This is a genomic window from Gammaproteobacteria bacterium (assembly GCA_022340215.1).
Classification (GTDB): Bacteria; Pseudomonadota; Gammaproteobacteria; order JAJDOJ01; family JAJDOJ01; genus JAJDOJ01.
Map to the genome: position 1 here is coordinate 1 of JAJDOJ010000020.1, position 12,179 is coordinate 12,179.

Below are 12,179 nucleotides of genomic sequence, written 5' to 3' on the forward strand. Positions count from 1 at the left end.
CGAGACCACCTGGTTCGAGCGCCACGGTTCCGAGTCCGTCACGGAGATCCCCGGCGACTGGCCGCAAGACTACCGGGAGATCGTGGCGCGCCGCATCGCCCTGATCGAGGCCGACCGCTACATCGGTTTGATCGAGAAACCGGAGTACAAGCGGCGCTGGAACCTGGAGACCTGGGAGGCGCAGGAGAAGCGGGCCCTGCGCGGCTGGCTGCTGGACCGCCTGGAAGGGACGCGCTACTGGCCCGAACCGCGACTGCAGTCCGCGCGAACGCTGGCCGAACGCGCGCAGACCGACACCGAATTCCTGCGGGTCGCGGAGCGCTACGTGGGCCACCCGGGGTTCGACGCCGCCGGCCTGGTCGCCGAACTGGTCGAGCGCGAGGCCGTGCCGTTTCTGCCCGCGCTGCGCTACAAGCCTTCGGGACGGCGCAAGCGCGAGTCCTGGGAGCGGACCTGGGCGCTGCAACGTCAGGAAGACGCCATCGACGCCCGGGTCGAGGCGGAACTGACCCGCATCGAGGGCGAGACGGACGAGGAATATTCCAAACGGCTCGAGTCCGAACAGCGCCGGCGCAGGCATGCGGAGGTTGGCGACATCGTGCCGCCGCCGAAATACCGCTCGGCCGATTTTCTCGATGGCACGTTCTGGCGCCTGCGCGGCGCGCTCGACGTGCCCAAGGAACGCTTCGTGAGTTACCCGCATTGTTCACGCGAGAACGACCCCTCGCTCCTGGTCGGCTGGGCGGGCTGGGATCCTCTCCAGCAGGCCCGGGCGCTGGCGAGCTACTACACTGAGGTGGTGGAACGCGAAGGCTGGTCTCCCGAACGGCTGACCCCGCTGCTCGCGGGACTCGGGGAGCTCGTGCCCTGGCTCAAGCAATGGCACAACGACATCGACCCGGACTACAACGAGCGCATGGGCGACTTCTTCGAGACCTATCTGAGATCCGAACTAAACAAGCAGGGGCTTACGCAAGACGACTTGAACGAATGGGAACCGCCCGCGGTGCCCCGCCGGCGACGGCGCCGGCGTATTACGTAAGACAGAGGGTGGGAGCCCGTTGGCCCCCGAGGGCGCGGCGATTCAAGAATAACTTCCAGGTGACGGTAGGCCTATGACCTCGATTGCCGAGATTTTCGAGATCCCCGAGCGCGTTCACCAGGGCGACTTCGTCCTGCGGCTCACCGAGGGGGTGAACCGCCCCGACGAGACGCTTCGCAACTACGTGGTGACGCCGCAACTGGTCGTCTGCTTCGAGCAGGCGCTGTCGCTGATCCGCAGCGCCGTGGAATCGGATTCGAGCAAGGGGGCCTATCTCCACGGGAGCTTCGGCAGCGGCAAGAGCCACTTCATGGCGGTCCTGACGCTGCTGCTTCAGCGCAACCCGGCGGCGCGCTCGATCCCCGAGCTGGCGGACGTGGTGGCGCGCAACAACGCCTGGACGGAGCGCCGCAGGTTTCTGGTCGTGCCCTATCACATGATCGGCGCGACCAGCATGGAGTCCGCGATCCTGGGCCATTACGCGGACTACGTCCGCCGGGTCCACCCGCAGGCGCCGACACCGGGGTTCTACCGCGCCGAAACGCTGTTCGAGGACGCCCGGCGTATCCGCCGGAACATGGGTGACGAGGCCTTCTTCAAGCAGCTCGGCGCGGGGGACGATGCGGACGAAGGCTGGGGGAGCCTCGGCGCGGGCTGGGATGCGGCGAGCTTCGAATCCGCGCTCGACGCCACGCCGGGATCGGAGGACCGGACCCGGCTGGTCGGGGACCTGATCGATGCCTTCTTCGAGTCGGCCCGGGGGGTGGCGGCCGACGGCAGGGAGGGCTTCGTGTCGCTGGACGAGGGGTTGGCCGTGATGTCCCGCCATGCGCAGGGCCTTGGCTACGACGCGCTGGTGCTGTTTCTCGACGAGCTGATCCTGTGGCTCGCCAGCCACGCCGCGGATCTGGAGTTCGTCAACCGCGAAGGTCAGAAGGTCGCCAAGCTGGTCGAGGCCATGACCGCGGAGAGACCCATCCCCATCGTCAGTTTCGTCGCGCGGCAGCGGGACCTTCGCGAACTGGTCGGCGAGCATATCCCCGGCGCCGAGCAGCTCGGCTTCGCGGACGTCCTCAACTGGTGGGAGGCGCGCTTCGACGAGATCACGCTGGAGGACCGGAATCTTCCCGCCATCGTCGAGAAGCGTCTGCTGCGTCCCCGATCCGGGGCGGCCGCCCGGGCCCTGGACGAGGCGTTCGAGCGCACCGCGAGCGTGCGCGAGGAGGTGATGGCCACGCTCCTGACCCGCGAGGGAGACCGCGGCATGTTCCGTCAGGTGTACCCCTTCAGCCCCGCGCTGGTGGAGACCCTGGTCGCGGTCTCGTCGCTACTGCAGCGCGAGCGCACCGCCCTCAAGCTCATGCTGCAACTGCTGGTCGACAACCGGGATGTCATGACCCTGGGGGACATCGTGCCCGTCGGCGATCTGTTCGATGTGATCTCCGAGGGCGACGAGCCGTTCACCCAGGCGATGCGCGCGCGCTTCGACGACGCGCGCAAGCTCTACCGCCAGAAACTCCTGCCCATGCTCGAAGACGAGCTCGGCGTGACGCAGGAGGACATCGACTCGGGCGCGATTGCGGACGAATCCCTGGTCAAGCGCTTTCGCAACGACGACCGATTGCTGAAGACCCTGTTGCTGTCCGCCCTGGCCGAGGGCGTGGAGGTGCTGCGGGGATTGACGCCCGCGAGGCTGGCCGCGCTGAACCACGGGTCGGTACGATCGCCGATTCCCGGTCAGGAAAGCCAGATGGTGCTGGTGAAGTGCCGGCAATGGGCGGGCCGGGTCGGCGAGATCAAGGTCTCCGACGACGGCGCCAACCCGGTGGTGTCGCTCCAGATCGTGGGCGTCGACACCGAGGGCGTGCTCGAGAACGCCAGGCTCCTGGACAACTACGGCAACCGCGTCCAGAAGGTCAAGCACATCCTCTACGAGACCCTGCATATCCCTACCGCGGAGGGGGACCTGCTCCCGCCGCGCTACGACATGGTGTGGCGCGGCAGCAAACGAAGCTGCGAACTGCTGTTCCGCAATATCAGGGAGCTGCCGCTCGACAACCTCAAGTCCCTGGACCACATCTGGCGGTTCGTGATCGACTTTCCGTTCGATCAGCCCGGATACTCGCCAAGGGACGATGTGGCGAGGGTGCAGGAGTTCCAGGCCAGCGGGGACGCCACGGACACCCTGGTCTGGATACCCTCCTTCCTGACGCCGAAGGCCGTGGAGGACCTGGGCCGGCTGGTCCTGCTCGATCAGGTGCTGGCGGGCAATCGTCTCAATGAGTTCGGCGGACACCTGTCGCAGACCGAGCGCGATCAGGCCCGCATCCTGCTGGTCAACCAGCGCGACCAGATGCGACAGCGGGTCAGGAACCACCTGATGGCGGCCTACGGGATCAGCAGGATCGACGAGAAGGCCATCGACACCTCGCACGATCTCGACGAACACTTCCTGTCGCTGAACCCACATCTGAAGCTCCAGCCGCCGGTGGGGGCGGGATTCAAAGACTGTCTGGAGCATCTGTTCGCCCAGGCACTGGAGGCGCAGTATCCCGATCACCCGAGGTTCGAGGGGGAGGTGAAGCGCGCTGGCCTGCGCCGCGTCCTGAACGTCGTGCAACGGGCCGCCCAGACCCGGGACGGGCGGGTGGAGGTGGAAAAACCCCACCGGGAAGAGGTGCGCCACATCGCGGTGCCGCTCCGGCTGGGCGACATGGGCGAGACGCATTTCGTGCTGCGTGACGAGTGGAAGCGCGAGTTCCTGCAGAAGAAAGCGCAGGACGGGGTGAAGGAGCTCACCGTCCGGCGCCTCCGGCAGTGGATCGAGAGGCCCGAACGGCGCGGGCTCGCGCGAGACATCCAGAACCTGATCATCCTCGGCTTCGCCCTGCAGACCGCTCGCAGCTTCTACCTGCACGGCGGGCCGGCCGATCCGCAACTGGAAACCCTGGACGACGCGATGGAGCTGCGCGAGCAGCGGCTCCCCGGCGAGGCGCGCTGGACGGAGGCCGTCGAACGTGCAGGGGCCATCCTCGGTGTCGCGGTATCTCCCCTGCTGAATGCGCAGAACGTCGCGAGGCTCGTCGACGAGGTGGCGAGGGTGGCCAGGGACTGTCGCAGCGAGGTGGACCGCCTGCGGGGCGAACTGCAGACCCGCCTGAGGGCAATCGGCAACCCGGTGGCCCGGGCCGATCGGCTCAGGACGGTCGAGGCGTCCTCGGCCCTGCTGTCCGGCATTCAGGCGAGCGAGGGGGATGCGGTCATCGACGCCCTCGCGGCCGCCACCATCGAGACCTCCGGCACGGCCATGGGCGAGGTTGTCAAGAAGGCGCGGCTGATGGCCGATGCGCTCCAGAACGCGCAATGGGTCCTGTTCGAGAAGATCGGCGCGCTTGGCGAACCCTACCAGGAGCGGGCCGGGACCCTCACGAGCCTGGTCACCAACGCCCTGACCCATGACGAACATGTGTCGTCGCTCGCCTCGACACTCAAGCAGGCGCAGTCCGAGGCGATCTCCCTGCTCGGGGAGGCCGCGACCGCCGCACACCCGCCAGCCAAGCCCGAACCGTCGCCCGAGGCGGCCAGGCCCGGTCGCAAGCTGGCGAAACAAGGACGAAAGACGGTCCAGGCGAGCGCGGCCCGCGAGGTCTTCGCGGAGATCGAGGCCGATCTGGCCGGCCGGACCGACGCGACCCTGGAGATCGACTGGAAGGTATACCGGGCGGAGTAATCCGGGCGAACCATGGCGCTGAATCCCACACCCGAGCAGGTCGCGACCCAGGTCACCGCGATCCGAAGGCATCGCCCCGGGGAGCGTATCGTCGGGATCCATACGCCCGGCGGGTGGACCGGTGGGGAGGAGATCGCGATCGATGGGGAGGCCGTAGCCGTGGCCTTCTGTCGATCCCGACTGGAAGTCAGCGAGCGGCTGGCCGACCTCGGGGATGCGGACGGGCTGGTCCTGTTGACGCCGTTGTCGGAACAGGCGCTCGGTCTGGACGTACTGGCGCGCCTGGCCGGGCGACGGCTCGTACGCATCGACCGCTGGGAGATGGTGCGCGAGGTCTTCGGTGCGATTCGGATCGATCCCCGACTTCCCATGCAGGGATGGTTGGCGGACGCCCTGTTGGCGGCGAGACCCGAAGGGGGGTTCTCTCCCGTGGCCGGCGCTTGGCTGGATGCGGACACCGCCTGGCGGGCGCTGCTGAGCCACTACCTCGGGTTCGCCACCGGAAGGCCCGATGCGGGCGACCTGCTCCGTTGGAGCGTCGAGGCGGAGCGCGTCTCGCGATATGCGGCGCTTGCCGAGCCGCTGCGCTCGAACCTGCGAGACCGCCTGGCCGACTCGGCCGGGAGTCTGGGGGTGCTGTTCGCGGCGACGATCGAGGCCGGGCGGGGTGAGAACCTGTTGCCCATCGGGCTGGTCTGCGAGGTGCTGTTCTGCGGTGAAGGACGCCGTAGCGCGGCGCTGTCTCAAGCCATCGCAAGGCTGGAACCCTTCGTGGGGGGGCGTACGCTGACCGCCGATCGGGGGCGGGCATGGCATGAGGCGGCCAGGGGTGTGTGGGACGGCCTGCCGCCCGACGAACGGCGGCTGTGGGTCGAACGCGCCGAGGGACTCCTGGCGGACCTGAAGGCCAAGCGTTTCGCGGGTCTGAGTACCGTCTTCCGCTCAGGGTTCCAGCAGCGGCTCTCGACCTTCGGCGAGGCGGTGACGCGTTACCTGGGCAAGCAGGGCGAGCCCGGGGAGATCGAGGCGGCGTTCGATGCGGTGCGCCGGCATGCGGAGTGCGACAGAAATCCCGAGCGCGTGCGACGCCTGGACATGGCCTTGAAACTGGCGCGCAGGCTGGGAAGCCCGCTGCCCGAGACGACGCGGACGCTCGCGGGCGCGGTCGGGTCCCATCTTGGCGATGGCGCGTTCGTGGACTGGGCCAGGCGCAGCCTTCTGGGCGGAGATCCGGTCGAGGCGCTTGCCGAGGCGTTCGGGCAACTCTACCGGCGCGTCAGAGACCTTCGGGAGCGGCAGAACAAGCGCTTTGCCGGACAACTCCGTGACTGGAGCAGATCGCCGAAGCCGGAGAAGGGTTTCCTGCCGATCGAGCAGTTCCTGGACGAGGTCGCCGGCGTCGTTGCCGCGAGGCAGCCCGTACTCGTCGTCGTGATCGACGGGATGGACGGCGGCGTCTTCGAGGAACTCGGCGAGGACCTGCGGCACCGGGGGTGGGCGCGCTGGGCCGATTCGACCGGCGGCGCCGGGCGCGCTGGCCTGTTGGCCGTCCTGCCCACCATCACCGCGTTTTCCCGCACGGCATTGCTGACGGGCAGGGTCGCCGCGGGGTCCGGTGCGACCGAGAAGGCGGGATTCGCGAGCCACGCCGCATTGCGCGTAGCTTCGAAGTCAGCGAAGCCGCCGGTGTTGTTCCACAAGGGGGATCTGACGGAACCGGCGGCTCAGGGCCTGTCGCCCGCGGTCAGAGGCCGTATCGGCGATCCGGAGCAACGGGTCGTCGGCGTGGTGATCAATGCGGTGGACGATCACCTCGCCAAGTCAGAGCAGTTGCGGCTCTCGTGGTCTGTCGATTCGTTCCGGGTGTTCGACGCCATACTTCACGAGGCCCGCGTCTCGGGCAGGGCCGTGATATTGACCTCGGACCATGGACACGTCCTGGAAGCGGATGGAAAGCGACTCACCGGCGGGGCCGAAGCGCGGTGGCGGACCTTCGACGAACCCCTGTCCGAGCAGGAAATGGCGTTCGAGGGTCCCAGGATTCGGGCGGCCACGGGAACCGATCGCGTTGTGCTGCTCCGCGGCGAGGCGACGCGCTACTGTCAGAAGAAGAACGGCTATCACGGTGGCGCCACGCTGCAGGAGGTTGTCGTCCCCGTCGGGGTCTTTCTCAGCATCGGCCAGGAACTCGATGGCTGGCAACCACTGGCAGAGTCTGTCCCGGAGTGGTGGTTGGCGTCGGCCCCCGTCGCGGACGAGAAGCCGCGCAGGAAAAAGACGCCGCAAGCAGCAAAGAGGCAGGCGAGTCTGTTCGAGACGCTCGAGCCAGAGGCGGAGCCTCCGGCATCGGCCTGGATCGGGCAACTGATCGACTCCGAAGCGTTCGAGGCTCAAAGGCGGCTCGCCGGGCGTCTTGCGCCGCCGTCGAAACGGGTGCGGGAGGTGCTGGTCGCGCTGGAGGCCCGTCGTTGTCGCGTGCCCAAGCGGATCCTCGCCCAGGCGATCCAGGCGCCGGAGTTCCGGCTACCGGGTATCCTCGCGGGTCTGCAACGTCTGCTGAACGTCGATGGCTATCAGGTGCTATTCGTCGAGGAGGCGACCGACACGGTGTTGCTGGACATCGAACTGCTCAGGAAGCAGTTTCAGCTCGGCGAATGAGCAGGGTCTCCATCAGCCCGCAACGCCGCGACGAACTGCTGGACGCCCTGCGGCGCGGAACGGTGCCCTCGGCGAGTCTCGATCTGCTGGCGGTGGGTCTGGAGGGTTTACGCCCGGCACTGGAGGCCGAACTGGGTGCCGTGCGCGGTGGGCGAGGCGTCCTCAAGGCGGTTCGGGGCGAGTACGGGAGTGGCAAGACGTTCTTCGCCCGGTGGCTGCAGGAGATGGCCAGACGCGGCGGCTTTGCCTCCTCCGAGGTGCAGATCTCGGAAACCGAGACCCCCCTGCATCGCCTGGAGACGGTGTACCGCCGCCTGGTCGAGAATCTCTCGACGACCGGCACGCGGCTCGGGGCCCTGCGGTCCATCGTCGACGGCTGGTTTTACACCCTGGAAGAGGAGGTGCTGCAGACCGGCATGGCCGATGAGGCCGAACTGCTCGAGCACACGAACCGCCTGATGGAACGCCGGCTGGAGCAGGTGACGCGACAGGCGCCCGCCTTCGCGGCCTGTCTGCGAGGGTATCGCGAGGCCCTGGCCGAGGGCGACTCGGAGACCGCCGACGGACTCCTTGCCTGGCTCTCCGGACTGCCGAATGTGGCGGCGCGAATCAAACGCAAGGCCGGGATCAAGGGCGACATCGACCATTTCGGCGCCATGAGTTTTCTGAGCGGCCTGTTGACCGTGCTGCGCGATTCCGGTCAATCCGGATTGGTGCTGGTCCTGGACGAGGTGGAAACCCTGCAGCGGGTGCGCGGCGACGTCCGAGACAAGGGTTTGAACGCCTTGCGGCAGTTCATGGACGAGGTCGAGGCCGGACGCTATCCCGGACTGTATCTCCTCGTGACCGGGACACCGGCATTCTTCGACGGGCCCAACGGGGTCCAGCGGTTGCCTCCGCTTGCGCAGCGGTTCCACGTGGACTTTACGACGGACGCCCGCTTCGATAACCCCAGGGCCGTGCAGATCCGCTTGTCGGGCTTTGACCTGGAGAGGCTGAACGAGGTGGGCGCGACGGTGCGCGACATCTACGCCAGCCACTGCGCCAACGCCGAACGCGTACTGGAGCTGGCGGACGATCCCTACCTGAACGATCTGGCGCAGGCCGTCACGGGTGAGCTGGGGGGAAAGGTCGGTGTCGCCCCACGCGTATTCCTGAAAAAACTGGTTGCGGACATTCTGGACCGGATCGATCAATTCCCGGATTTCGACCCGCGACGACACTACGCGCTGACGGTCAGCGACACGGAGCTGACCGAGGTCGAACGCAATGCCCGCGGGGCATCGAACGTCGATGAGATCGAGCTGGACTTGTGAGTGCGTTCGATTCCCTGCATCCCGCGATCCAGCATCACATCGTCAACACGCTGGCCTGGCGGACGCTGAGGCCCCTGCAAGAGGAGGCCATCGAGCCCATACTGACGGGCAGCAGTGCATTGCTCATCGCCCCGACCGCGGGGGGGAAGACCGAAGCCGCGCTGTTTCCCTTGCTCTCGCGCCTGCTCGGCGAGAGCTGGGAGCCCATCAGCATCCTCTACGTCTGTCCGATCAAGGCGCTGCTGAACAACCTCGAGCATCGGCTCCGTCGATATGCGCAGTGGACCGGCCGGCGCGTCGGCATCTGGCACGGTGACGTCGGCCCGGGCGATCGAAACCGGATCCTGAAGGATCCCCCGGACATCCTGCTGGCCACCCCGGAGTCCCTCGAGGTCATGCTGGTTTCCCGCCGTACGGATCAGGCCAGCCTGTTCGCGAACATCCAGGCGGTGGTGGTCGACGAGATCCATGCCTTTGCCGGAGACGATCGCGGATGGCACCTGCTCGCGGTGCTGGATCGAATCAACCGCCTCGCGGAAAAAGACCTGCAGCGCATCGGCCTGTCCGCGACGGTGGGAAACCCGGAAACCCTGCTCGGGTGGTTGAAGGCCGGCGGGGTCTCCCCCGGTGTCGTCGTCGCCCCGGGCGGGGGGGCCTCGATGCAGTCCGATGTGGCGGTGGACTATGTGGGGACCTTGCGCAACGCGGCGATCGTCGTCTCGAGACTGCATCGTGGTGAGAAGCGCCTGATCTTCTGCGACAGCCGCTCGCAGGTCGAATCATTGGCCGGGGAGCTGCGCTCGCACGGCGTCCAGACCTTTGTGTCGCACAGCTCGCTTGCCGTCGACGAACGCCGGCGCGCCGAGGCGGCGTTCGTCGAGGCCCGCAACTGCGTCATCGTCGCCACCAGTACCCTCGAACTCGGGATCGATGTCGGAGATCTGGACCGGGTCATCCAGATCGACGCGCCATCGACCGTCGCGGCCTTCCTGCAACGATTGGGTCGAACCGGGCGACGCAGCGGGTCACGGCGAAACTGTTTGTTTCTGGCGACCTCCCACGAGGCCTTCATTCGAACGCTCGGGCTCCTCGAGCTTTGGTCGACGGGTTATGTGGAGCCAGTGACGCCACCACGAAAACCCTTTCCGGTGCTTGCCCAGCAGGTCATGGCGCTGTGTCTTCAGGAGGGGGGTGTCGGTCGCCATACCTGGCATGATTGGCTGCGGGGCGTGTTTCAGGCCGCACGGCTGACGCGGACCGAGAGCGAACAACTCGTCGAGCACATGCTGGATCAGGGGTACCTGTTCCAGGACCAGGGGATCCTGTCGATCGGGTCCGCGGGAGAAGAACAGTTCGGGAAGCGGCACTACCTGCCGTTGTTTTCGGTGTTCGATACCCCACCGCTTTTTACCGTTTACCACGGTCGGACGGAACTCGGTGCAGTTCACCAGTTGACCTTTCAGATCAAGCGCGAAGAAACGATCTCGCTGTCTCTTGCGGGCCGTTTCTGGCGGGTGAAGCATCTGGACTGGAAGCGCCGTCGGGCATTCGTCGAACCGAGCACCGAACCGGGCAGATCCCGCTGGTTGAGTGCCGGCCAACCGTGGTCGTATGAACTGAGCCAGGCGGTACTCAAGGTGCTTGCAGGTTCGGTCCCCGCGGTGTCCCTGTCAAGGCGTGCAAAGGACGAACGCGATGCGGTCCTCTCGGAGTACGCGTGGGCCGAAACCGGAAAGACGACCCTCGTTTGGGACGAGAACGGGGCATCGTGGTGGACCTTCGGGGGCGGGGTCCTGAATAGTGCGATTGCGGCCCGGCTGGCGCGAACCAGAGGGAAGCTTGGGTATGACAATTTCGCCGTTCACATCAAAGGGCAGCGAAGGATCGAGCCGAACGTGGCGGGTATCCGCGAGCTGATCGATGAAGCGGACGATCTTGTCCCTCCCGTCACCGATGAGGTGCGAGAGGATTACAAGTTCGGGGAGTGTGTTCCGGAAGCGCTGCTGGAGTCTATGATCGGTTTGCGGTTCTTTTGCGTGGAGACATGGGATCGGATACGGCGAAGGGACCTGCACCTAGTCCGCAACCATTGAGCGCCAGAATATTACCCACTGAAGTTTCACGGTTCAATATTAGAATCCATTAATGTGCGCAAATATTAGTGTATTCTAATACTCAAGTACCTTGACTCGATGCAGAGCCTGTTCGGTCTGTCGATGACGCAACGGCGCTTCTACACCTTCATGGCCTCGCCAAAGATTCAATGGCAACGTATCTGGCATTCCCTGTGGCGGCGCATCCCGGAACCGTTTACCGATGCGGACGTGCGCAGATCGATCGCCGACACCATCGCAAAACAGGGTTTTGATATCGGTTGCCCAGAAGTCACCAAACCCGAAAGAAAATCTCTGCTCTCAACATTCATGCGGCTCGTCGCATGAGAAAATCGGGAAACTTCAGCTATATTTATTCATTCATGAGAAGGAAAAGGGGTCAGGTCTTGTTCCGTGACTGCGGGTCGAGTAGACATGCCTCCATGGCCAGACCGCTACGTATAGAGTTTGCCGGAGCCCTTTACCACGTCACATCCCGCGGGGACGGGCGAGACGATATATTCCTGGGCGATGACGATCGGGAACTTTGGTTGGAGGTCTTGGAACAAGTCTGCGAGCGCTTCAACTGGATAGTCCACGCCTACTGTCAAATGGGGAACCACTGGCACCTCCTCGTCGAAACTCCCGACAGCAACCTCTCCAAAGGCATGCGTCAATTGAACGGCGTCTATACCCAGCGATTCAACCGGACCCACAATCGGGTAGGCCACGTCTATCAAGGTCGATACAAGGCCATATTGGTGCAAAAAGACGCTTATCTGTTGGAGTTATCTCGCTACGTCGTTCTCAATCCCGTTCGCGCCCGCATCGTACGCACGGCACGGAATTGGCCCTGGAGTAACTTTCGGGCTACGGCAGGAATGACCGTAGCGCCCAATTGGCTGGAGACCGACTGGATACTGGCCGCTTTCGCCGAAAGCAAGCAAGAAGCTCAGACCGCGTACCGACAGTTTGTTGCCGACGGGAAGAATCAGCCTTCCCCCTGGGAAGTGCTCAAGCATCAGATCTATCTGGGTTCAGATGAATTTGTGGACACACTGCGATTTTCGAAGCCCTTAAAAGTGGAGGCTACAATATGCGTGCGAACCTGACGGAAAAGGCAAGAGACAAGACCTGACCCTATTTCCGTGACCGGTCCCTGGTCGATCTTGATGACGATGGTGTACGCCTGAGACTCGCGGGGTCTTGGGTAACGGACTCCACGCTGGCCGTGGCGGATAGGAATCCGCGATCGAAGTAGAACTTACGCAAGCGGAGCATATCGGCCTCGAGCGCCGCGGGATCGAAAGGCTCCCCCCGCTTCCAGGGCTGGAAACGCG

The 12,179-nt window shown here is 65.4% G+C and carries 7 protein-coding genes and 1 pseudogene; 7 read left to right on the top strand and 1 reads right to left on the bottom strand.

What is annotated here, in order from left to right; all coding sequences use genetic code 11:
* From pglX to LJE91_01225, 7 genes and pseudogenes are all read left to right on the top strand, one after another.
* Nucleotides 1–1,042 (top strand): BREX-2 system adenine-specific DNA-methyltransferase PglX (pglX, locus tag LJE91_01195; protein MCG6867373.1); only part of this gene is annotated, 1,042 nt, incomplete at its 5' end.
* A gap of 73 nt (nucleotides 1,043–1,115) precedes the next feature.
* Nucleotides 1,116–4,772 (top strand): phage resistance protein, encoded by a 3,657-nt coding sequence (locus LJE91_01200; GenBank protein MCG6867374.1) that lies wholly within the window; start codon nucleotides 1,116–1,118, stop codon nucleotides 4,770–4,772.
* 12 nt (nucleotides 4,773–4,784) lie between these two features.
* Entirely contained in the window at nucleotides 4,785–7,430 is a 2,646-nt protein-coding gene (gene pglZ, locus LJE91_01205; GenBank protein ID MCG6867375.1) for a BREX-2 system phosphatase PglZ, read from the top strand.
* Complete coding sequence (gene brxD, locus LJE91_01210) at nucleotides 7,427–8,746, top strand: BREX system ATP-binding protein BrxD (GenBank protein ID MCG6867376.1); 1,320 nt, start codon at nucleotides 7,427–7,429, stop codon at nucleotides 8,744–8,746. The genes pglZ and brxD overlap by 4 nt, the downstream gene beginning before the upstream one ends.
* Nucleotides 8,743–10,839, top strand: a complete 2,097-nt coding sequence (locus LJE91_01215) for a DEAD/DEAH box helicase (GenBank protein MCG6867377.1) — start codon at nucleotides 8,743–8,745, stop codon at nucleotides 10,837–10,839. Before brxD ends, LJE91_01215 begins: the two co-directional genes overlap by 4 nt.
* 99 nt (nucleotides 10,840–10,938) lie before the next feature.
* On the top strand, nucleotides 10,939–11,187 hold the full coding sequence (locus LJE91_01220; protein ID MCG6867378.1) for a hypothetical protein: 249 nt from the start codon (nucleotides 10,939–10,941) through the stop codon (nucleotides 11,185–11,187).
* Between the two features lie 95 nt (nucleotides 11,188–11,282).
* Nucleotides 11,283–11,900 (top strand): annotated as a pseudogene (locus LJE91_01225) (transposase).
* Between the two features lie 79 nt (nucleotides 11,901–11,979).
* On the opposite strand, the gene LJE91_01230 reads toward LJE91_01225, so the two are convergent.
* Nucleotides 11,980–12,179, bottom strand: a 200-nt coding sequence (locus LJE91_01230; protein ID MCG6867379.1) for a hypothetical protein, incomplete at its 5' end; no start/stop codon positions are given.

Excerpts from the sequence above, each read along its gene's own strand:
- brxD (MCG6867376.1), top strand. The coding sequence starts at position 7,427 with ATGAGCAGGGTCTCCATCAGCCCGCAACGCCGCGACGAACTGCTGGAC.
- LJE91_01200 (MCG6867374.1), top strand. The coding sequence starts at position 1,116 with ATGACCTCGATTGCCGAGATTTTCGAGATCCCCGAGCGCGTTCACCAG.
- LJE91_01220 (MCG6867378.1), top strand. The coding sequence starts at position 10,939 with ATGCAGAGCCTGTTCGGTCTGTCGATGACGCAACGGCGCTTCTACACC.
- pglZ (MCG6867375.1), top strand. The coding sequence starts at position 4,785 with ATGGCGCTGAATCCCACACCCGAGCAGGTCGCGACCCAGGTCACCGCG.